Origin of the sequence: Demequina oxidasica (assembly GCF_000975115.1) — a bacterium.
Classification (GTDB): Bacteria; Actinomycetota; Actinomycetes; order Actinomycetales; family Demequinaceae; genus Demequina; species Demequina oxidasica.
The window spans coordinates 1-21,121 of the sequence record NZ_BBRE01000002.1 but is presented as its reverse complement, the minus strand read 5'-3'; the positions used below and the strand labels follow the sequence as shown (position 1 = coordinate 21,121).

The window sequence follows — 21,121 nt, the reverse complement described above, 5'->3', positions numbered from 1 at the left end:
GGGGATTGTCACGCCACAGCGAGAGAATCTCATATCGTGGCTCACCGTCTTAACATATGAGACGCGGCGTGGGCGTGGCGACGTACCTAGTCCCGAAATTCCAACACCTGCGACGTGGAGCCACTCTGAGTCGGCCACGCCAGTTGATCGCCTTGCGGCGACCACGCCGGCCCGTTGCTGCTAATCGGCGGTCCCGCCTTCAACACCGTCAACGACTCCGCGTCGGCCTTCGCGAAGGCCAGTTGCGCCACGTCCCCATCGCCGGCGGGGACTGCCACCGCCACTTGCTGGGAGTCGGGGGTCCAGGCAATGCCCTGCACCCAGCCGTTGGGGTTCACGCCGTTGACGTTCCACGAGTTCACGCTCGACCCGTCGGCCGCGAACATCGTGACCGTCGTACCGTCCTTGTCGGCCAAGGCAAAGTGGGCACTGTCCGGCGCCCAGGCGATAGGTCGGATCGCCGAATACGCCCCCTCAACGGATCTCACCTCATTCGTCGCACCATCAACGAGGTAGAGCGCTCCGGCATCGCCGTCGTCCGGAACCACCACGATTCCAGTTTGTCCGTCGGGACTCCAGGCGATCGGCTCGACTCCAACTACGGAGTCGCCCGGCTCGCGGCCCTGCGCCATGACCTCCGGCAAGGTCGCATCGGATCGCGTCACCGCGAGCCCGCTGCCGTCGGGGTCCATGGAGCGGTAGTAGATCTGGTCGGTGATGACGCCAAACTCAGCTGCGTCGCCACTAAGCCCGCTCGCCGTCACTTCACCCGTCGCCACATTGACAATGGCGAAAGTCGCCTTGCGGGCGTCAAGGTCGGCAGCACTGACTGCGAGCAGGGAGCCATCCGGTGACCAGGAAAGGTGGGTGACCATGTCGGAAGGTGACGTCGCAACCGCGGTGGAGTCACCCGTGCCGGCGTCATAAATCCGCAGCATTGGGTCGCCGCCCTCCGGCGAGTACCACAATGCAAAGGTCGCGCCTTGAGGCGCCCACTCCACTACCGGCGGCAAGGTGGACCAGTCGGCCCAGGGAGTCCGCGCCTCACCGGACGATGGGTCGCGATACTGCACCGAATACAGTCTGTCCGAACGGAGCACACTCACAAAGCTCGACCCGTCGGCGCTCCACAGCGGTGTTTCGAAGCTGCCCCCCACGTTGTTCTCCCACTGCATCGCCACCGCTGCGTCCTCAGCGTCCCCAAATGGCATAGGGAAGGAATCCGCGCCAGTCGCCTCGGGCGCCTCAAAGGTCCGCACCGGCGTCCCGGTAGGTTCAGCGGACGTCGTGGGTTCCGGCATGACGCTCGGTGAAGCCGACGGCGAAGGAGGCGGCGAGGGAGGCGGCGACAATGACGACGAGAGCGACGGCGACGGCGACGGCGCAATCGGATCCGCTGTCGAGCGGTCGCCAAGGAGCAGCAGCGCCGCGGCACCGCCAATGGCGAGGACTCCCCCGCTCACGCCCGTAGCGAGCAGCGCCGTCCGGGAGCGACGCTTGCGGCGCGCCACTTTGCCGATCTGTTCCACTTCACCGCTCGCCAGAGCCGGTACGCCCTGTTCGATGCTGCGAGCCTGGCCGCGCATCCGATCGCTTAATCCGCTCATCGCTGCGCTCCTCGTGTCTCGACCGCGACTCGGGGCGCATCGTCCACCGATTCCGTGGTGCCCAAAGCACCATTGAGAAGCTGCAGGCCATCGTGCACATAGCGCTTGACGCTGCCTTCCGACAGCGACAGCGCCCGCGCGGTCTCGGTGATTGGCAGGTCCTCGACATAGCACAACACAATGCACGCCCGCACCCGCGGCGGCAGTTGGGCGAGCAGTGCATTCAATTCTGCGTCGTCGCCCACCACATCCAGATGGGCGCCAGGTTGCTGGGACGCAAACCCCGACTCTGACGCGCGCCGGCGGGACGATTTCCGCACACCGTCGACAAAACGAGACGAGATCGCCCGGCGGACATATGCATCGGCCGCGTTCAGGGACGGAAAACTGCGTCGCTTGCCGAAGACAGCGATCAGGGCCTCCTGGACTAGATCAGGTGCGCTCTCACGTGAGCCCGTCAGCATCGTCGCCAATGCCACTAGGTGCCCGTACCGTTGCCGGCACAGCTCCTCGAGCATCGGATCTGCCATCGCCTTCGACATCTGTCCCCTTTAGTTGCCTCTCACCACCATGAACGGTCGCGGTACCGAAAAGGTTGGGGCAACCCTAGTACGGCGGGGCGGGGAACCTTAGGTCAACCGCCGGGTCAAGCGGACGGAGACCTCGTCGCCTAAGTCCTTGCCCAGTTTCTTGCGCACCTTGGCATTGAGAGACAGCATGTGCCCTCCCCGTCCGGTAGGCATCAGAGCAACGTTGGCGACCTCGACCTCATCGACAACCGCGTCCACCTTGACAGATTTGCCGGTTCCAAAGAAGTCTGCCGAACTCGGCATCTCGACGCAGGCCCAGGTCTCGCCCTTGACCTCTACGCCGATCGTTGCCGTGAAGGCGTGGTCCAGAGGTCCAATCGCTTGACTCATCTGACGAATCTATCAAGTACGTTCCCGGCGCGGTAAGCCCTCGCTTCAAGAAAAGTTGGTCGGGCGACTAGGGCGCCGGCGTGGCAGGAGCGGGCGCCCGAGGCGTCGGCGTCGCGAAGCCTGGGCCTCCGTCAATACTCGTGGCGCCAGCAATCGCGAAGCCGATCCCCACCACTACTACTACGAGGATGAACGGCACCACGATCAGCGCCCAGCGAGGGATTCCGGTGATGGACGCGTGCGGCCCGGCATTGGGTGCCATCGCCTCCCGCTGCGAAAAGCTTTCCGCAGCGGGCCCCTCCGACTCCGACCCCACAGGGTCCGGCTGACTAGTACCCAACCACTGCCCCGGTGGAGGCCGAGCCCACGAGCTTGGCGTACTTGGCGAGCACGCCGCGCGTGTACTTAGGTGCTGGCGGCTCGAAGCCCACCTTGCGTGCCTCGAGCTCAGCCTCGTCCACGTGCAGGTCGAGCTTCTTGTTCGCGACGTCGAGCGTGATCTTGTCGCCGTCCTTGATGAACGCGATGGGACCAGCGTCAACGGCCTCGGGGGCAACGTGGCCCACGCATAGGCCGGTGGTGCCTCCGGAGAAGCGGCCGTCAGTGAGCAGCAGCACGTCCTTGCCGAGTCCCGCACCCTTGATGGCAGCGGTGATGGCCAGCATCTCGCGCATGCCAGGACCGCCCTTGGGTCCTTCGTAGCGAATGACTACGACGTCGCCGGCGACGATCTCGCCCGCGGTGAGCGCGTCCAGCGCCTTGCGCTCGCCGTCGAAGACGTGCGCGGTGCCCTCGAACACGTCAGTGTCGAATCCTGCCGACTTGACCACGGCACCCTCGGGTGCGAGCGAGCCGTGCAGGATGGTGATGCCACCAGACTTGTGGATCGGGTTGTTCAGCGCACGCACCACGCGGCCGTCAATCTTGTTGGGCTTGAGGTCTTCCATGTTCTCGGCCAAAGTCTTGCCGGTCACGGTCATCACGTCGCCGTTCATCAGGCCGGCTTCGAGCAGCGTATTCATGACGGCTGGAACACCACCCACGCGGTCCACATCGTTCATCACGAACTGCCCGAACGGCTTGAGGTCACCCAGGTGCGGGACCTGGTCGGCGATGCGCGAGAAGTCCGCAAGCGTGAGGTCCACATCTGCTTCCTTCGCGATGGCCAGCAGGTGCAGCACGGCGTTGGTCGACCCACCGAACGCCATGACAACCGCAATTGCGTTCTCGAAGGCCGGCTTGGTCATGATGTCGCGAGCGGTGATGCCCTGACGCAGCATGTTGACCACTGCCTCGCCGGACTTGTGCGCGTACATGTCGCGGCGACGGTCGGGGCTGGGCGGTGAGGCGGAGCCGGGAATCGACATTCCGAGCGCCTCGCCCACGGACGCCATGGTGTTGGCGGTGAACATTCCGCCACACGCACCCTCGCCGGGGCAGATCGCCTTCTCGATGGCGAGGCGGTCGGCCTCCGACATGAGGCCCGCGGCGCACGCACCCACGGCCTCGAACGCGTCGATGATGGTGACGTCCTTGGAGGTCCCGTCCTCGAGCGTGACGTGGCCGGGCATGATCGAGCCCGCGTAGAGGAACACCGACGCGAGGTCGAGTCGCGCGGCGGCCATCAGCATGCCGGGCAGCGACTTGTCGCAGCCAGCCAGCAACACCGAGCCATCGAGGCGCTCTGCCTGCATGACGACCTCGACCGAGTCGGCGATGATGTCGCGCGAGACCAGCGAGTAGTGCATGCCCTCGTGGCCCATGGAGATGCCGTCGGACACGGAGATGGTGCCGAACTCGAGCGGGTAGCCGCCGCCGGCGTGGACGCCCTGCTTGGACGCCTGCGCGAGGCGCTGGAGCGACAGGTTGCAGGGGGTGATCTCGTTCCACGAGCTCGCGATGCCGATCTGCGGCTTGGCGAAGTCGTCGTCACCCATTCCTACTGCGCGGAGCATTCCTCGCGAGGCGGTGGCTTCGATGCCATCCGTGACCTGACGCGAGCGGGGCTTGATATCGAATTCAGTCATGCCCCAGAGTTTAGGACTTCCGCCGATGCCACGGGCAACGAACGCGCTGAGGCTGGCCGATGCATCGACCGGCTTGAGCGGAAAACACTCCCAGCGCGTGACGCTAACATTGACGCCACGTCAACTTTGTTGCCACGCCTACGTGCCACAGGAGCGGGGAAAGCAGAGAGTCCTCCCCCGCCCCTGTGGGGCACCATCGCCTTGCTTCTAGTTGGCCTTGAGGTTGTCGTACGTGTGTACGCCCGCCTGCATTCCCATGCCGATGGCGTGAACATCGTTCAACCCGTCGGCACACGACCCGGTGAGCGCGGACAGGTCCACGGTCACCTCACCCGGCGTGTTCCAGGTGCCTGAGATCGGAGCCACCTGGCACCACTCCCAGCCGCTTCCCACCTTGAACGCGAATTCGGGGTTCACTCCCGAATCAGTGCCCACAAAGTCGATGGTCACCGAGTCCTTATCGCTCAGGTCGAGCGCCGCGGGCAGCGTGTTCAGGCACCAGGCCCAGTCACCAGTGTCATTGGTGAAGACACCCTGACCGTTGACCGATGCGACCGATCCGGTTCCATCACAAGACCAGCCCTCGGCATCGGCGTCAAAGTCATCGATGACTACCGAGGCATTCGGGTCCGGCAGCACCGTCACCGTGAGGTTCGCAGTGTTGGACGTGCGGTACCAGTTGTCGCGCACCGTGTATGGAACCACAACCTTGCCCGAATAGTCAGCGTCGGGAACCACCGTCACTAAGCCGCGTGAATCCACCCACGCAGTGCCACCGGCGACCGCCACCGAACGTTGCACGCCTCGCTTAGACGCGTCGAGGTCGACCGTGCTGGACTTGATCTTTGCCGAGTACGAAATGTCGTTGGCAACCAGGTTGACCGTGGCAGACTCACCGAACGGCACCGTCACAGCATCGTGGTCGGCTACCGGTGCAAACGTTCCGAAGCCGTAATGCGCGAGCTGCTTTCCGTAGTTTCCGATGGTGGTACAGACGGGGCCCGGGCAGTAGACCGTGAAGCCGTCGTAGTCCGGGTACAAGCTGCCGTCGTCGCGATCATCGCTCAAGATCCAGTAGAGCGAGCCCGCACCCTTGGTCTTCAGGGATGCGTCGAGCCACTCCTTGTAGACGGTGTTGCGCGTGGACTTGTCAGTCCAACCGAACTCTCCCATGAGCGCAGGCTTCTTGATCTGCTTCGCAATGTTGTTGTGATCCTTGATCCACTGCGTTCCCCAGTCAGCGTCTTTGCCCCAGTGGTCCGGGTAGAGGTGGAAGGACAGGTAGTCGATCGAGTCGACCTGCGCGAAGGCCTTGGAGTCCACTCCATCCGAGCCGTCATAGGCCCAGTCGTCCGCACCGGACTGGTCCAGGAATCCTTCGTCACCGGTAGCGACGAGGTGGTTGGAGTCGACCGACTTGATGTAGCTCGACATTTCCGTCACCCACGGCAGCAGCGTGTCCGCGCTGCAGTAGGGGTCGCGCGGGAAACTACCGTTTCCCCACGAGCCGTCGGCTGGTCCACCATCGCCGATGCACCGCGGCTCGTTCGCAAGCTCCCACGCCATAATGGCAGGCTCGTCCTTATAGGCCACGCCCGTGTAGGTGTTCACGCGGTTGAGCAGGTGGTCGACCCAGTCCTTGTACCACTGACGGGTCTGAGGATCCGTGTAGAAATCGGAGTGGTAGTCATTGCCGGCCCACACGTTGTACTGGTCAATTCCACCGAACGCGGTCCAGTTGTTGGATAGCGGCAGCACCAGCCTTAGCCCCTCTTCCTTGGCCTTCGCCACCACGTAATCAAGTTTCTCGAGTCCGTTGGCGCCATCGTTATACGCAGGTGCGCCAGCTGCGTCATCCCAGTACTCGAAGTAGACGCCCTTATCCGAATCCGTCACCGTAGGCTTGTCACCCCCACCGGGTGAGCCAACCGCGAAGAAACCCCACACGCGCATCGTGTTGAAGTCAGAATCGGCCGCCCTCTCAAACAGCGCATCGGTCATGGCCTCCGATTCGTACATCGGGTAGTAGTTGTTTGAACCGACCACCCCGTACGGCTTGCCTCCGAGCGTGAAGCTGTTCTTGTGCGTGTCGACAAACTGATCCTCTAGCGGAGGTTTGTCCTTGCGGTTGTTCCACCAGTCCTTCACCGATGCCCACCCGTGGGCTCCGTCTCGCCAATCCGAGGCATGGCTCGCGTCGTTGCCGAGTCCTGTACCGGCGCTTGGCTGTGCCGCCGCCGGTATCGCAATACTCGCGAGCGCGACGCCCGCAACTATAACGATTAAGTGTTTTGCTTGCAGTCGTCCCATTGGATTCCCCTTGCAGTGGTGTCGTCATTGACTCCTCGGTCACTTGGTCCGAGGTGTGGCCATACTAAATCGATTAAGTATTACGGCGCAAGCGAACTGGTCGAATGAGACCTCACCGACACTTGACATTGACGCGACGTCAACTTCTAGGCTGTCCCCATGAGCACACAAGAAGAGTCAGAACTCGACATAGCGGCGGTAGCCCGCCTGAGCGGAACCACGAGTCGCACACTGCGCCACTACGACGCCATCGGCCTCCTGCCTCCGGCACGGACCGGGCGCGACGGGCGGCGTCACTACGCGCAGGCCGAGCTCCTGCGCCTGCAACACATCCTGGTGCTGCGCGAGCTCGGCACTCCCCTGCCCACCATCCAGAGCATCGTCGACACGGACGACGACGCCACCACCATCGCACTGTTGCGCGAACACCGACGCGGGCTGGAGCGGGAGCGCGACCGCTTCGCGACCCTCGCCGCCACCGTCGCCCACACCATCGAATCCCTAGAACAAGGAGTAGCCATGACGTCCGACGACATCCTGAACGGCTTTGACCACGACAAGTACGCCCCGGAGGCCCGCGAGCGCTGGGGCGCCCCTGTGGTCGACCGCGCCTACACGCAGTGGCGCGACCTGGGTCCCGACGCGCAGAGCGCACACCTCGCAGAGCATGAGGCCATCTCCGAGGCGATCGCCGCCTTGGCGTCGTCCGACGCAGACCCAGCCGGAGCATCGGCACAAGAAATTGTGAGCCGCCACTTCGCTTGGGTCAGCCGCCTATGGACACCCAACGCGGAGTCGTATACGGGCCTCGGCCAGATGTACGTGGACGACGAGCGCTTCCGCGCAAGCTATGACAAGTACGGGTCCGGCACTGCCGCGTTCCTACGCGACGCGATAGCCGAGTACGCCAAGCAACTGTCGTAGTCAGCCGGGAACAGGTTGGCCATCCCCGTGGTTTCTAACCCCATGACCGCCGATGCCGCCTCCAGTTCCGCCCCTGCCCCGGCATCGGCCGTGTGGTGGGTACGGCGCGACGCGCGCTTGAGCGATAACCCGGCCGTACTGCACGCCCAGGAAGGCGGCCCAGTCGCCGCCGTCTTCGCGTGGGTGCCCGCGCTGCATTTCTGGTCCGGCCGCCGCGTCGCGCACCTGGCCCGAGTGCTGTGGAGCTTCAATCAGGACATCGACGGCAAACTAGGCATCCGCAAGGCCACCGCAGCCGATGCCGTCCTCGCCGCGGCCCGCGAGCACAACGCCCGTACGGTGTGGGCTGCGCGAGAGTTCTCTCCCGCCGGCGTCGCGGAACAAGATCAGGTGCGTGAGGCGCTGGAGGCCGACGGACGCGAACTCCGATTCGAAGGGTCGCCCTACGCCGTAGACCCCGGCAGCGTCACGAAGGGCGATGGCACCGAGTACAAGGTCTTTACCCCGTTTCGAAACGCGTGGCGCGATCACGGATGGGACGCACCCCACCCCAAGGCGGATCCCAGCGCTTTCGTCACCACGGCATCGGACGTGAGCCTGGACCTGTACGCGGCCCACGGTGACAGCACCGACTTGGTCTCGCCGCAGCGAGAGTTCCGCGAGGAGCGGGTGCTCGCCGACGCGCGGCACTTTGCTGAGGCCCGCCTGGATGACTACGACTCCACGCGCGACCTCCCCGCCGCCAACGGAGCCTCAAACCTGTCGGTGCCGCTCGCGTACGGCCAGATCCATCCCCGTACCATCCTGGACTGGACCGCCCGCGACGCCACGGCATCGGCGCGCGTCTTTGAATCAGAAATCGCGTGGCGCGAGTTTCACGCCGACGTGCTGTGGCACTACCCCGCAGCACGCCGCGAATCCCTCAAGCCAGTACTCGCGGACGACGCCTGGAACACGGGCAAGGAGGCGGATGCTGCCTTTGTCGCATGGCGCGAGGGACTTACCGGCTACCCGCTGGTCGATGCGGGCATGAGGGAACTGAGAGCGACCGGGACCATGCACAACCGCGTGCGCATGGTGGTCGCGAGCTTTCTGGTCAAGGATCTGCATCTGCCGTGGCAGCGAGGGGCGGACTACTTCCGGCGCGCGCTGTTGGACTACGACCACGCGCAGAACCAACTGAACTGGCAGTGGGTCGCGGGCACAGGGCGCGACGCCAGCCCGTTCTTCCGAGTCTTCAACCCCTCCACGCAACTGGAGAAGTTCGACCCGGACCGCGAATACGTGAGGCGCTGGATTCCCGACCTCGACACCCCTGCCTACCCCACACCAATGGTCGACCACGCGGTCGAGCGACTCGCGACCCTCGACACGTTGAGAGTTTCGCGAGAATAGGCCGCGAAAAACCCGACATCTAAGCGTATGGTGTGACTTATGTCACAGAGAGCAGTCGATGCGTGGATGGCCGCGTACGACAACCCAATGAAGGAAGTCGTCCAACGTATACGCCACATGATCCTCGCGACGGATGACCGCATCACCGAGGAGATTAAGTGGCAAGCGCCCACCTTCATCTACCAGGGCAACCTCGCGAGCTTCTACCCCAAGTCAATGAACTACGCGACGCTGATGTTCCACCAGGGCGCGCTGATTCCCGGTAAATTCCCCCACCTGCAGGGCCAAGGAACGGAGGCGCGTGCAATGAAGATTGTGTCGATTGCTGAAGCCGAGGAGAGGCGCGACGAACTCGAGGAGATCATCCGCGCGTGGATCGCCCTGCGTGAAGAGTCACTCACCAGCCACTAGCACTCGCACCTAGTATGTGGTCGAGCCCGTCATCACGAGGTTGACCGGCTCGGCGCCTGCTCGCAGGGCATCGACCTGCGCGCGCACCATGTCCGTGTAACGGCGGTTGGTCAGTTCAGTGTTGCCGGCGACGTGAGGGGCGATGATCACGTTGGGAGCGTTCCATAGAGGGTGACCCTCGGGCAGCGGCTCCGGGTCGGTGACGTCGAGAGCCGCGCGAATACGACCCGTCTCAAGTGCTGCGACCAGCGCGTCCGTGTCCACGCAACCTCCACGGCCCACGTTCACCAGCAAGGCGTTGTCTGGCATCGCGGCGAGGAACTCTTCGTTCACGAGGTGGTGCGTGGCGTCGTTGTGCGGCGTGACGAGAAAGACCAGCTCCGCAGTCGGTAGGACCGAGATCACGTCGGCGATCGCGTGCACCGTGGTGCCGTCGTCCGCCGTGCGCGCCCTGGTGGCCACACCTTCCACGTCTACCTCCATCGCGCGCAGGCGCGAACCGATCGCGGCGCCGATGCTGCCGTACCCCACGACCAGCGCCTTGCGGTCCGCGAGCGAGGGGTCCACCTTGAACGGCAACCACTCGCCTCGCTGCTGGGCGTTGACGATCTCGACCATCCGGCGCTGGCTCGCGAGCGCAAGCGTGATCGCGAACTCCGCAGTGCGGGTGTCGTGCACTCCCCTGGCATTCGCGAGCCCTACGCCAGCAGGAATGTATGGCGCGGCATGCTCGTAGCCCGCCGATGCAATCTGAATCAGCGCGACGTTGGGGCACTGCGCAACTCGCGCGTAAAGCTTGTGACCACCCTTGAAGTGGGGAACACACACGATGGTGATCGCGTCGAGCTCGGCGGGGTCGGCGTCGTCGACGTTCGGATCCCACACAATCACCCGGGCATCGGGGCCAACGTCACCCAGGGCATCGGCAACGGCGGGATACGGGACGGAGACGGTGATCATCGTGCCAGTTTTGCACACGTCGCATGCGAGCTCATCACACTCTGGCACTCCCTATGCGAATGTCAGCATAGTTACGTACAGTGTGAGCCATGCACGCGAATACCAATCCCTTTAACCCCGGAGCGGGGAACCCTCCCTTCGCCCTCGTGGGCCGCGACGACGAACTCGCCGCCTGCACCGCCGCCGTGGAACGACTGTCGCTGGGACGCGGCGCCCGCGGCATAGTCGCCTATGGCCTACGCGGCACCGGCAAGACCGTCCTGCTGGGTCAGTTCACGTCGATCGCCGCCTCGCACGGCTGGATGGCACTGCGAGTCGAGTCGGACCCCAGCTCTTCCAGCCCGTTCATCGAGCGCCTTGCGGACCGCCTGTCGATCCAGCTGCGCATGCTCGTCAAGCCGTCGATGTCAGAGCGGGCCCACGCCGCCCTGGGCGCCTTCACGTCGTTCCGCATTGCGATTGGCCTCGACGAGGTGTCTTTTGGGGTGGAGATCGACCCCCGCTACCAGCGCCCCTACACCGGCAAGGTCACCCTGGATCTGCCGGACCTCTTGGTGACCATCGCCCAAGCACAGGTGGAGCATCGGGCCGGCATCATGGTCGCGGTCGACGAGATGCAGGACCTCACGCGCGAGGAGCTCAATGCACTTCTACGGGCGGTCCAGGACGCAAATCTCGAGAACCTGCCGCTGCTGGTTTGCGGCGCGGGCCTTCCCTCGCTGCCGCGCATCCTCGGCACGGCCCGCTCGTATGCCGAGCGCATGTTCGACTACCGCAGCTTGGGCCCGCTAGATGCCGCCGCTACGCGACGCGCACTAGTCGAGCCCGTGGAGAGCCTGGGTGAGGGCTGGAGCCCGGGTGCGCTGGACATCCTGGAGCCCATCGCCGCCGGCTACCCCTACTTCATTCAGGTCTTTGGCAAGGCGGCCTGGGACGTGGCTGCGTATTCGCCCATCGATGCGGACGATGCCGTGGTCGCCAAGTCCATCGGCTTCGACGAGTTGGACCAAGGCTTTTTCCTGGCTCGCTGGGACCGCGCGACGTCCGCCGAGCAGCGCTACCTCACGTCGATGGCCGAGGACGGGGACGGCCCATCGCAGGCGCGCATCGTCGCCGAACGCCTTGGCAAGACTCAGGAATCCATCAGCGCGATACGCGGCCGCCTGATCGGCAAGGGAATCGTGTTCTCACCCAAGCGCGGGCAAATCGCGTTCACGGTGCCCGGCATGGCGACCTTCATCCGGCGTGTGTTGTAGAAGACTGCCGAAGAACTGGGGCGTTACGCGGATTCCACCGTGCGCACGACATCAGGAGCCGGCCCGCACGAATCACGGACAATGAGCTCGGTGCCCATGCGCACGTGCGTCTCACGATCCACGCCGGACAGGATGTCGAGCAGCATGCGCATGGCCTCGGCCCCCATGGCCTGAAGCGGCTGCCTCACGGTGGTCAGTTGTGGTTGGGCAAGCGTCGCCTCGGGCACGTCATCAAAGCCAACAATGGAGACATCCCCTGGCACTGACAGCCCCAATTCCTCAGCGACGCGCATTGCACTCAATGCCGTGATGTCGTTGGCCGCGAAGATTGCCGTAGGTCGATCAGGCATAGTGAGGAGTTCGCGCGCCACATCGAGCGCAATGTCCGGGTCATAGCGCGCGTCACGCACGAGCGAGTCGTCGACAGCGACGCCCGCCTCGCGCATGGCGTCCCTGTAGCCGCGCTCGCGCTCGCGGGCCGAGTCCAGGTCCTCGCGGCCGGCCATATGCGCGATGCGGGTGTGTCCAAGTGACAGCAGATACGCGGCGGCAGCCCTTCCCCCACCAAAGCCGTCCGAGTCAACCGTGGGCACCAGCGTTGGCCCCCAATGCGGGTCAACCGCGACGATGGGAATCACGTTGCTTGCCTCGATGACGGTCGGGGTGACGACCACAGCACCATCAATGAGCGTGCCGCCCATGCGCGCGAGCGACCTACGCTCCCAGCCGTGAGTGTCGTTTCCGGCATGCGCGAGCAGTTCGTAGCCGCTGCCACCTGAAGCCGATGCCGCCCCCTTAAGTAGCTCAGCGGCGTAGGGCTCGAACGATGCCACGAGGATGCCCAGCACGTTGGTCTTGGCGCTGCGAAGAGAGGTGGCGCTGAGGTTGCCCACGTAGCCAAGTTCGTCGATCACGCGCTGCACAGTTTCGAAAGTTTCTTTCGATACGCCGTAGCGTCCGTTGACAACTTTCGAGACCGTCGCCACAGAAACCCCTGCTATTCGGGCTACGTCGGACATCTTTGGCCTTGGGCGGTTTTCCATAGGTACGATGCTACCGGGAAGTTAACTAAAACGTTATCGATAACGTTTGACACTTTTTTGAAACCAGTGCAAGACTCGCCCTGTTCGGCAAGGTCAACGACGACTGAAAGGACCCAACATGACGAACTCCCGTCGCGGAGGCGCCATCACTGCGCTCTTCGTATCCACCGCTTTGGTACTTGCTGCTTGTAGCAGTAGCGACTCGGGCACGACTGAGGAGCCGACTACCGGTGCCACCAACGGCACTGCAAGTGATGCCCCCAACGCAGAACCCGTCACCCTCACCTGGTGGCACAATGGTGTCGCTGGCGACGCCGGAGAGAACGCGCTCGGCGACTACTGGGACAAGGTCGCGGCTGATTACACGGCCATGCACCCCAACGTCACGATAGATATTTCTCAGATCCAGAACGAGGACCTGCAGAAGACTCGCATCCCTACCGCACTGCAGTCGGGCGATGCGCCCGATCTATTCCAGCAATGGGGTGGTGGAGAGATGGCCGCTCAGGCAGCTGCCGGCTACCTGATGGACCTCACCGAGTCCAACGCGGACGACATCACCCGCCTCGGCGGCGGTGTTGCTCCATGGCAGGCTGGCGACAATACCTACGGTCTGCCTTTCCAGTTTGGTGTAGAGGGTATCTGGTACCGCAAGTCACTCTTCGAGAAGGCTGGCATCATCGAGGAGCCCACCACCATGGCTGAGCTCAACACTGACGTCCAGAAACTCAAGGACGCGGGCATCGTCCCAATCGCCGTAGGCGCGGGTGACAAGTGGCCCGCGGCACACTGGTGGTACAACTTCGCGCTCCGCTCCTGCTCGCAGGAGGCACTGAACGCCGGTACCGGAAGCTATGACTTCTCCGACCCATGCTGGATTGACGCTGGCGATCAGCTGAATGACTTCATCGGCACGGATCCCTTCCAGCCGCAGTTCACCTCGACTGTCGCCCAGACCGGCGCCACGTCGTCAGCGGGACTCGTGGCCACCGGCCAGGCAGCCATGGAGCTCATGGGTCAGTGGAACGTCTTTGTCTACGAGGGCTTCACGGACGGTAGCGACCAGGCAATTGCCGACCTGCACGAGGACCTGGGCTGGTTCCCGATGCCCGCTACCTCGAGCGGCGCCGGTGACCCGACCGCTGCACTCGGTGGCGGTGATGGTTTCTCCTGCTACGTGGACGCACCCCCGGAGTGCGCCGATTTCCTGGCGTACATCGTGAGCGACGACGTGCAGAAGGGCTTCGCTGCAGCAGTTGGCGGACTCCCTGTGGCACCTGCCGCAGCCGAGGCCGTCACCAATCCCGTGCTCGTCGAGCTCGCTCAGGTCGCTGGTAACGCCGGCTACGTGCAGCTCTGGCTCGACACCGCATTCGGCCCCAACGTGGGTGGTGCAATGAACGACGGCATCGTAGGGATGTTCGGCGGTCAAAACTCCTCGCAGGACATCGTTGACGGAATGACCGCAGCCGCGGCCACGGCGTAGTTCCCGCACCACACAACCAATACGAAAGCGAGGCTTTCTAGTGACTGCACTGGAGACCTCGGGTGTGGGTCAGGGTTCCGCCGTCGACGCGAATGCGTCGGCGGCGGGACCGCGTCCCGTCACACCCGTCACCAATCACAAGCGTCGTGACAACATCCGCAAATGGGGCGAAATCACCCTCTTTGTGGGGCCCGCGCTAGTCCTGTTCCTCACCTTCGTCGTGTACCCGGTCATCTCGGCCGCGCGGTACAGCTTCTACAAATGGAACGGCGTATCGCAGTTCTCCGATGCCGAGTTCATCGGCTTTGAGAACTACGCCCGAGCGCTGTTCGGCGGCACCGACCCCGACCTCAAGCAGGCGTTCACAACGCAGTACTCCCAGCCTTTCTGGGAGGCGTTGGGCCATAACTTTGCGATCATCGGCTTGTCGATGGCGGTGCAGCTCCCGCTCGCATTGCTAATCGCGCTGACACTCAACCGCAAGTTCCCGGGTCGCCCCTCTGTTCGCGTCATTATGTTTGCCCCCTATGTCCTGAGCGAAGTAATCGCAGGAGTCATGTGGCTCATCATCTTTGACCCCAACGGCATTGCAACAGACTTCATGCATTCGATCGGCCTCAATCCCCCAGCGGGAGGTTGGCTCGAAGATCAGACCTGGGCCTTCTGGGTCGTTTTCTTCATCATCACGTGGAAGTACATCGGCCTGGCGATCATTCTGTTCCTCGCAGGACTTTCCGGCGTACCGGAAGACCTACAGGAAGCTGCCTCGATCGACGGCGCTAGTTGGTGGCAAGTCCAGTGGCGCATCAACATCCCATTGATCGGACCCACTATCCGCATCTGGGCGTTCTTGTCCCTCATCGGCTCGATTCAGTTGTTCGACATGGTGTGGGTCCTGAACCAAGGTGGCACCACCGGACAATACTCAACAATTGCCACCTACATGATGCAGATCGGGTTCTTCCGCTCTGACTGGGGCTACGGCTCGGCCATCGCCGTGATCATGTTCTTCATCTCATTCGCCGTCGCCGTCGCCTACATGCTCGTGGTGCTGCGCAACGACAACACCGACCGCATCCGAAAGGCCCGGTGATCACCATGACTTCACCACAACAATCAGTCGTGGAACAGTTCTCCACCCCTGCTCCGGGGATGCGCTCGGTTAAGCCGCGCAAGTTCGACAAGTCCGTGTACCTATCGGTCGGCGTCGCGCTGGTGGGCGTAGCGCTTACCCTCGGCCCCATCCTCTATTTGGTCCTAGGCGGGTTCAAGACCCAAGGTGACCTGGCCGAGAACCCTACTGGCTTCCCCAACCCCTTCCAATGGCAGAACTACTGGACCATCCTGTCCGAGCCGCTTTTCTGGCGCCAGCTGCTCAACTCAACTGTGGTCGCGTTAGCCACCACGTTCGGAGTGGTGCTGTTCGGCACCATGGCGGCCTATCCCTTGGCGCGATACAAATTCCGTGGACGCGAATTCTTCTTCGTGGTGTTCACCACTGGACTCATGTTCCCCCTCACCGTCGCAGTGCTCCCGCTCTACCTGCTGCTACGTGACATGGGCATCTCCGGACTGTGGGGGCTGGTGATCCCGCAGATCGCCTTCGGCCTGCCTGTCACCATCATTATCCTTCGCCCATTCCTTAAGGCCCTGCCTATGGAACTGGAGGAGGCCGCGGCGATGGACGGCGTGTCTCGCGTGGGCTTCTTCTGGCGGATGTTGTTGCCCCTGGCCAAGCCCGGAATGGTGACTGTCGGGGTGCTCGCCTTCATCGGCTCGTGGAACGCCTACTTGCTTCCTCTACTTCTACTTACAGGAGATCCCACCGGAATGACCCTGCCTCTCGGCGTGACCACTTTCCAGGGTCAGCACTCCTCAGCGACCACCATGATCATGGCCTACACCTCGCTCGCGATGATTCCTGCGCTCGTCTTCTTCCTCTTCATGGAGCGACGCATTGTGGACGGCCTGACCGGCGCGGTGAAGGGATAGTAATGACCTCCACTCAACACAACACCGACATCTCGAGCATCATCAGTTCGATGACGCTCGAGGAGAAGCTGGCCCAGCTCGTGGGCTTCTGGCAGGACGAGGGCGGCGACGTAGTCGCACCGCTGCAGGGCGAGGTCGCACATACCGGTGCTCTGGACCAGGCTGTCGGCCTTGGGCTAGGACACTTCACCCGTGTGTACGGCACATCCCCGGTCGACGCCGATGCTCGGGCCGCGTGGCTTTGGGAACAGCAGCGGAAGCTCGTCACCGACACGCGTCACGGCATACCCGCGATCGTCCACGAGGAGTGCCTCACCGGGTTGAGCGCCTGGAAGGCCGCAACCTACCCCGCTCCGCTGTCATGGGGGGCGAGCTTCAACCCGGATCTGATCGCTCAGATGGGCGCCCAGATTGGCGAGTCCATGCGCTCGCTCGGCATTCACCAGGGGCTCGCCCCGGTGCTCGACGTGGTGCGCGATGCGCGCTGGGGCCGAGTGGAGGAGTGCATCAGCGAAGACCCATACTTGGTGGGCGCAATCGGCACGGCCTACGTGCAGGGCATCCAGAGCGAGGGTGTCCACGCGACGCTTAAGCACTTTGTGGGGTACTCGGCATCGCAGTCGGGCCGCAACTTTGCCCCGGTTCACGCTGGACCTCGCGAGCTTGCTGACGTGCTGCTGATTCCCTTTGAGATGGCAGTCCTTGACGGCAAGGTGCGCTCAGTCATGCACTCCTACGCGGAGATCGATGGCGTGCCCGTGGCTGCCGACGAGAGTCTCCTGACGGACCTTTTGCGAGGCACCTGGGGATTCGACGGTGTAGTAGTCGCGGACTACTTTGGCGTCGCTTTCCTCCAGATACTTCACCACGTCGCAGGCGATCTTGGCGAGGCAGCCGGCCTCGCGCTCAAGGCTGGCGTCGACGTGGAACTGCCCACCGGCAACGCCTATCTCGTACCCCTCGCCGAGGCAGTGCGCTCTGGCGCGGTGGACGAGGCACTTGTGGACCGCGCGGTGCTGCGCGTCCTCGCCCAAAAGGAAGAACTCGGCTTGTTGGGTGCCACCTTCGAGGATGAGCCGCCCGCCGGCATTGACCTAGATTCCCCGGCGCACCGTGACGTAGCCCGTACGCTCGCCGAGCAGTCGATCGTGCTGGTCAGCAACGACGGCGCTCTGCCGTTCACTCCGAACATCACTGGTCGATCCAAGATCGCCGTGGTGGGTCCCAACGCCGACCGCCCCAACGCGCTGTTTGGCTGCTACTCGTTTGCCAATCACGTGCTCGCCCAGCACCCCGGAACCCCCATGGGGTTCGAGGCGCCCTCAGTACGGGAGGCCATCGCGGCAGAGTGGGACGCGGACGTCACGTTCGCGCTCGGCTGTGACGTGGCCAGTGACGATGCCTCCGGGATTGAGGAGGCGGAGCGCGTGACGCGTGACGCCGATGTCGCCTTTGTGGTGGTGGGCGACAGCGCGGGCCTGTTCGGTCGCGCGACGTCCGGCGAAGGCTGCGACACCGACAGCCTCGAGCTACCCGGCGTTCAGCGTGAACTGGTAGAGCGGTTGCTGGCGACTGGCACCCCCGTGGTGCTCGTGGCCGTCACCGGCCGGCCTTACGCCCTGGGCTGGGCGATGGAACGATGCGCCGCCGTTGTACAAGCTTTCTTCCCCGGTGAAGAGGGAGCCGGTGCCATCGCTGGCGTCCTGTCAGGGCGGGTCAATCCCTCCGGGAAGTTGCCAGTGTCACTGCCCCGGTCCGCCGGTGCTCAGCCGTACTCGTACCTTCACCCGACCCTCGGGGGCGATGGTGAGGTGAGCAACCTCTCGACCATTCCAGCATCGGCTTTTGGTACTGGCCTGTCGTACACCACCTTCGCGCACACCGACCTCGAGGTCGATGCGGAGGTCACCTGCAACGGTGCGATTACTGCGACGGTCACCGTCACTAACACCGGCGCGCGCGCGGGCGCCGACGTAGTGCAGTTGTACGGCCACGACCTGGTCGGAAGTGTGACCAGGCCCGTCGCACAACTCATTGGCTTCGCGCGAATCGAACTGGAAGCAGGCGAATCCCGGCGAGTTGAGTTCCGCGTTCCCACCACGCGTCTAGCCTTCACCAACCGTGCCGGCGTGCGCGTGGTCGAGTCCGGCGACGTGGACCTCTGGGTGGGCGCGAGCGATTGGCGTGAGGCCACTGCTCGGATCGAACTCACCGGCCCTGATTACAAGGTCACCGTTGACTCCAATCGCATGACAACCGCCACGGTCAGCTAGGCGAATCGATGACGACAGTTGCGGGCCGTGCGCCCACCTCGCTTGATCACCGGCGTGGGCGCACTACCGTAACCGTCGTCGACAACGACGGCACTCTCATCCCCCATACCGACGTGCGCATCGAGCAGGTGAGCCACGAGTTTGGCTTTGGAAGCATAGGCTTCGATTTGATCGACTTTGCCAACGAGCAAACCCCGCCACGGCACGATGCTGCGGCCAACTCGGGCGTCGATGCCTCCGGCGGCGACGGTGCGACTCTCGCGAAGGACTGGTTCTCGCTCTTCAACATGGCGACGCTGCCGTTCTATTGGGCGCGCTTTGAACCCACGCAGGGTCACCCGGACACCAAGCGGCTCCTCGCGGCCGCGCGTTGGTTCGCGCGACATGGCGTCTCTGTGAAAGGGCATCCCCTTCTCTGGCACACCCTGGCTCCCCCGTGGCTTCTGGAGATGCCCGAGTCGCAAGCGGAGTCCGCCATGCGTGCACGCATTGGGCGCGACGTGGCTGACTTTGCAGGCGTGATCGACCACTGGGACGCGATCAACGAGCCAGTGATCCTCCCGTCGTTCACGGCCGAAGCGAACGCAGTGACTCGACTTGCCCAATCCGAGGGTTGGGTCGAGACAGTACGCCTCGCATTCGAATCCGCCCGCGCGGCGAATCCATCGGCAAGGTTAGTCATCAATGACTTCGACCTCTCCCCCGAGTATGAGCGCGTCATCTCAGAGTGCCTCGAAGCCGGTATACAGATTGATGCGATCGGACTGCAAACTCACATGCACCAGGGGTACCGGGGTGAGGACGAGGTGTGGGAGATCCTGGAGAGATTCGCGCGATTCGGGCTGCCGTTGCAGATGACCGAGACTTCACTCGTATCTGGAAATCTCATGCCGGCACACATCGTTGATCTCAACGACTTCACGCCCGCCAGTTGGCCATCGACTGCTCAGGGAGAAGCCCGTCAAGCCGATGAGATCGTGCGCCACTACTGCACCCTCGTTGCCCACCCCGCGGTCGAGTCCGTGACGTACTGGGGTCTCTCCGATGCCACTGCCTGGCTTGGGGCGCCGTCGGGACTTCTCCGCCCCGACGGTTCGCGCAAGCCCGCCTTTGACTCACTCCACGGGTTGATCAAGGGCGAATGGTGGCATGCACCGGGCGTCGAACGAACGGACGAGGCTGGCCGGCTGAGGGTGCAGGGCTTCGCGGGCACCTACCGAATCTCCCACCGTGGCAGCAAGACGGACATCACCGTAGAGGCGGGCCGCGAACGCCACCTGAGGGTGGTGCTCGGCGCATGAGTCCCCGAGTGTCTATGGCGGAAATCGCGGAGCTAGCCGGGGTGTCCGTGCCGACCGTGTCGAAAGTACTTAACGGGCGCGATGGTGTTGCCCCAGACACACGAGACCACGTGCGTCGATTGCTCGAAGAGCATCACTACATGCGCCGTGGCACCTCAGGTAAGCGGCCTACGGGACTCATCGACTTCGTCATCCGCGACCTCGACCCTAACTGGGCCATGCCGTTAGTGCAGGGCGCCGAGGACGAGGCAGCTCGGGCGGGCGTGAGCCTGGTCGTCACCTCGACACACGGACGCCGCATAGGCAACCGCCACTGGGTCCAGCACCTGGCGACACGGCGCACCGATGCCGTGGTGCTCACTGTCACCGACTTCCAGGAGGGCATCGCCGAGGAGCTCTCAAAACTCAACACCCCCGTGGTCCTTGTGGATCCGTTGGGAGGTACCGCTCCGGACATCCCCGCCGTTGCCGCCACCAACTACGAGGGCGGGTTCGCGGCCACTCAGCACCTCCTCCAGCTCGGACACCGACGCATCGGCATCATCACGGGCCCCACTCTGGTGTCATGCTCGCGCGAGCGACTACAGGGCTACCGAGCGGCCCTCGCAAAGGCGGGCGTACCCACGGATCCGCGCCTGGAGCACTGGGGCGACTTTCTCTCGGAGAGCGGTGAGACAGCCACACGGCGCATGCTCAGCATTCCGCAGCCACCCACCGCCATATTCGCGGGCTCTGACCAGTGCGCCGCCGGCGTCTACAAGGAGGCGAAACGCCATGGGCTGGCGATCCCTCACGACCTCTCTGTCGTGGGATTTGATGACGTCATGATCGCGAAGTGGCTACAGCCAGAGCTGACTACCGTTCGCCAGCCGCTCGAGGAGATGGCCCGCGAAGCAATACGTATGGCTATGCAGCTAGTGCACGGCAATCGCATCGCACACCCGCGTCAGCGTCTTGCCACCCAACTGGTGGTCCGCGAATCCACCGCCAAATTACGAGACGCCTCACCCGAAGACTCTGTCTAGGCACCCTCAGCGGTTGAGAACAACACAGTGCGCAACATGGGTCCGTTCCTTAGGGGATAGAGATCCCTAAGTACGTGTTCAAACAAGAGAATCTGCAGTGGACGCGATGCAATGAGAGTCCGATCCCCTACAGGGCACCGTTGCGTCAGTTCCGGAACACACCAGAAGGACCTCCGCCATTCCCAAAACTC

General features: G+C 63.7%; 18 protein-coding genes. 10 read left to right on the top strand and 8 right to left on the bottom strand.

Annotated elements, in window-relative coordinates:
• Positions 1 to 86: 86 nt before the first annotated feature.
• The 6 genes from AOP77_RS07100 to AOP77_RS07075 form a co-directional block, all read right to left on the bottom strand.
• Entirely contained in the window at positions 87 to 1,607 is a 1,521-nt protein-coding gene (locus AOP77_RS07100) for a WD40 repeat domain-containing protein (RefSeq protein ID WP_152649816.1), read from the bottom strand.
• Positions 1,604 to 2,149 (bottom strand): RNA polymerase sigma factor, encoded by a 546-nt coding sequence (locus tag AOP77_RS07095; RefSeq protein WP_062211620.1) that lies wholly within the window; start codon positions 2,147 to 2,149, stop codon positions 1,604 to 1,606. The genes AOP77_RS07100 and AOP77_RS07095 overlap by 4 nt, the downstream gene beginning before the upstream one ends.
• An 87-nt stretch (positions 2,150 to 2,236) precedes the next feature.
• A complete protein-coding gene (locus AOP77_RS07090) occupies positions 2,237 to 2,527 on the bottom strand; it encodes a DUF1905 domain-containing protein (RefSeq protein ID WP_062211616.1) in 291 nt (96 codons plus the stop codon).
• Between the two features lie 67 nt (positions 2,528 to 2,594).
• Positions 2,595 to 2,789, bottom strand: a complete 195-nt coding sequence (locus AOP77_RS07085; RefSeq protein WP_062211612.1) for a hypothetical protein — start codon at positions 2,787 to 2,789, stop codon at positions 2,595 to 2,597.
• A gap of 67 nt (positions 2,790 to 2,856) precedes the next feature.
• Positions 2,857 to 4,554: a dihydroxy-acid dehydratase gene (ilvD, locus tag AOP77_RS07080; RefSeq protein WP_062211609.1), complete on the bottom strand. Its 1,698-nt coding sequence runs from the start codon at positions 4,552 to 4,554 to the stop codon at positions 2,857 to 2,859.
• A 207-nt stretch (positions 4,555 to 4,761) separates the two neighbouring features.
• Positions 4,762 to 6,864, bottom strand: a complete 2,103-nt coding sequence (locus tag AOP77_RS07075) for a cellulase family glycosylhydrolase (protein WP_084622437.1) — start codon at positions 6,862 to 6,864, stop codon at positions 4,762 to 4,764.
• A gap of 159 nt (positions 6,865 to 7,023) precedes the next feature.
• Here AOP77_RS07075 and AOP77_RS07070 point away from each other — a divergent pair, with 159 nt between their 5' ends.
• From AOP77_RS07070 to AOP77_RS07060, 3 genes are read left to right on the top strand one after another with little or no spacing between them, the layout of a single operon-like run.
• On the top strand, positions 7,024 to 7,788 hold the full coding sequence (locus AOP77_RS07070) for a MerR family transcriptional regulator (RefSeq protein WP_062211603.1): 765 nt from the start codon (positions 7,024 to 7,026) through the stop codon (positions 7,786 to 7,788).
• 42 nt (positions 7,789 to 7,830) lie between these two features.
• Complete coding sequence (locus tag AOP77_RS07065) at positions 7,831 to 9,183, top strand: cryptochrome/photolyase family protein (protein ID WP_062211600.1); 1,353 nt, start codon at positions 7,831 to 7,833, stop codon at positions 9,181 to 9,183.
• Positions 9,184 to 9,222: 39 nt separating this feature from the next.
• Positions 9,223 to 9,594 (top strand): DUF1801 domain-containing protein, encoded by a 372-nt coding sequence (locus AOP77_RS07060; protein WP_062211597.1) that lies wholly within the window; start codon positions 9,223 to 9,225, stop codon positions 9,592 to 9,594.
• Positions 9,595 to 9,603: 9 nt separating this feature from the next.
• Here AOP77_RS07060 and AOP77_RS07055 read toward each other — a convergent pair whose 3' ends face one another.
• Entirely contained in the window at positions 9,604 to 10,554 is a 951-nt protein-coding gene (locus AOP77_RS07055; RefSeq protein WP_062211595.1) for a 2-hydroxyacid dehydrogenase, read from the bottom strand.
• An 89-nt stretch (positions 10,555 to 10,643) separates the two neighbouring features.
• On the opposite strand from AOP77_RS07055, the gene AOP77_RS07050 reads away from it, so the two are divergent.
• Entirely contained in the window at positions 10,644 to 11,810 is a 1,167-nt protein-coding gene (locus AOP77_RS07050; protein ID WP_062211592.1) for an ATP-binding protein, read from the top strand.
• Positions 11,811 to 11,833: 23 nt separating this feature from the next.
• Here AOP77_RS07050 and AOP77_RS07045 read toward each other — a convergent pair whose 3' ends face one another.
• Positions 11,834 to 12,853: a LacI family DNA-binding transcriptional regulator gene (locus AOP77_RS07045; protein WP_062211588.1), complete on the bottom strand. Its 1,020-nt coding sequence runs from the start codon at positions 12,851 to 12,853 to the stop codon at positions 11,834 to 11,836.
• A gap of 118 nt (positions 12,854 to 12,971) precedes the next feature.
• Here AOP77_RS07045 and AOP77_RS07040 point away from each other — a divergent pair, with 118 nt between their 5' ends.
• Genes AOP77_RS07040 through AOP77_RS07015 form a run of 6 tightly spaced genes read left to right on the top strand, consistent with a single transcriptional unit; the run spans position 12,972 to position 20,930 of the window.
• A complete protein-coding gene (locus tag AOP77_RS07040; RefSeq protein ID WP_062211585.1) occupies positions 12,972 to 14,339 on the top strand; it encodes an ABC transporter substrate-binding protein in 1,368 nt (455 codons plus the stop codon).
• A gap of 40 nt (positions 14,340 to 14,379) precedes the next feature.
• Positions 14,380 to 15,432 (top strand): carbohydrate ABC transporter permease, encoded by a 1,053-nt coding sequence (locus AOP77_RS07035; protein ID WP_062211581.1) that lies wholly within the window; start codon positions 14,380 to 14,382, stop codon positions 15,430 to 15,432.
• A 5-nt stretch (positions 15,433 to 15,437) separates the two neighbouring features.
• Positions 15,438 to 16,331: a carbohydrate ABC transporter permease gene (locus AOP77_RS07030; protein ID WP_084622489.1), complete on the top strand. Its 894-nt coding sequence runs from the start codon at positions 15,438 to 15,440 to the stop codon at positions 16,329 to 16,331.
• Positions 16,332 to 16,333: 2 nt separating this feature from the next.
• Positions 16,334 to 18,604: a beta-xylosidase/alpha-l-arabinosidase gene (locus AOP77_RS07025; protein WP_062211575.1), complete on the top strand. Its 2,271-nt coding sequence runs from the start codon at positions 16,334 to 16,336 to the stop codon at positions 18,602 to 18,604.
• Between the two features lie 8 nt (positions 18,605 to 18,612).
• Positions 18,613 to 19,905 (top strand): endo-1,4-beta-xylanase, encoded by a 1,293-nt coding sequence (locus AOP77_RS07020; RefSeq protein ID WP_062211572.1) that lies wholly within the window; start codon positions 18,613 to 18,615, stop codon positions 19,903 to 19,905.
• Positions 19,902 to 20,930, top strand: a complete 1,029-nt coding sequence (locus AOP77_RS07015) for a LacI family DNA-binding transcriptional regulator (RefSeq protein WP_062211569.1) — start codon at positions 19,902 to 19,904, stop codon at positions 20,928 to 20,930. The genes AOP77_RS07020 and AOP77_RS07015 overlap by 4 nt, the downstream gene beginning before the upstream one ends.
• The last annotated feature ends 191 nt before the right edge of the window (positions 20,931 to 21,121 follow it).

Excerpts from the sequence above, each read along its gene's own strand:
- AOP77_RS07100 (WP_152649816.1), bottom strand. The coding sequence starts at position 1,607 with ATGAGCGGATTAAGCGATCGGATGCGCGGCCAGGCTCGCAGCATCGAA.
- AOP77_RS07095 (WP_062211620.1), bottom strand. The coding sequence starts at position 2,149 with ATGTCGAAGGCGATGGCAGATCCGATGCTCGAGGAGCTGTGCCGGCAA.
- AOP77_RS07090 (WP_062211616.1), bottom strand. The coding sequence starts at position 2,527 with ATGAGTCAAGCGATTGGACCTCTGGACCACGCCTTCACGGCAACGATC.
- AOP77_RS07085 (WP_062211612.1), bottom strand. The coding sequence starts at position 2,789 with ATGGCACCCAATGCCGGGCCGCACGCGTCCATCACCGGAATCCCTCGC.
- ilvD (WP_062211609.1), bottom strand. The coding sequence starts at position 4,554 with ATGACTGAATTCGATATCAAGCCCCGCTCGCGTCAGGTCACGGATGGC.
- AOP77_RS07075 (WP_084622437.1), bottom strand. The coding sequence starts at position 6,864 with ATGGGACGACTGCAAGCAAAACACTTAATCGTTATAGTTGCGGGCGTC.
- AOP77_RS07070 (WP_062211603.1), top strand. The coding sequence starts at position 7,024 with ATGAGCACACAAGAAGAGTCAGAACTCGACATAGCGGCGGTAGCCCGC.
- AOP77_RS07065 (WP_062211600.1), top strand. The coding sequence starts at position 7,831 with ATGACCGCCGATGCCGCCTCCAGTTCCGCCCCTGCCCCGGCATCGGCC.
- AOP77_RS07060 (WP_062211597.1), top strand. The coding sequence starts at position 9,223 with ATGTCACAGAGAGCAGTCGATGCGTGGATGGCCGCGTACGACAACCCA.
- AOP77_RS07055 (WP_062211595.1), bottom strand. The coding sequence starts at position 10,554 with ATGATCACCGTCTCCGTCCCGTATCCCGCCGTTGCCGATGCCCTGGGT.
- AOP77_RS07050 (WP_062211592.1), top strand. The coding sequence starts at position 10,644 with ATGCACGCGAATACCAATCCCTTTAACCCCGGAGCGGGGAACCCTCCC.
- AOP77_RS07045 (WP_062211588.1), bottom strand. The coding sequence starts at position 12,853 with ATGGAAAACCGCCCAAGGCCAAAGATGTCCGACGTAGCCCGAATAGCA.
- AOP77_RS07040 (WP_062211585.1), top strand. The coding sequence starts at position 12,972 with ATGACGAACTCCCGTCGCGGAGGCGCCATCACTGCGCTCTTCGTATCC.
- AOP77_RS07030 (WP_084622489.1), top strand. The coding sequence starts at position 15,438 with ATGACTTCACCACAACAATCAGTCGTGGAACAGTTCTCCACCCCTGCT.
- AOP77_RS07025 (WP_062211575.1), top strand. The coding sequence starts at position 16,334 with ATGACCTCCACTCAACACAACACCGACATCTCGAGCATCATCAGTTCG.
- AOP77_RS07020 (WP_062211572.1), top strand. The coding sequence starts at position 18,613 with ATGACGACAGTTGCGGGCCGTGCGCCCACCTCGCTTGATCACCGGCGT.
- AOP77_RS07015 (WP_062211569.1), top strand. The coding sequence starts at position 19,902 with ATGAGTCCCCGAGTGTCTATGGCGGAAATCGCGGAGCTAGCCGGGGTG.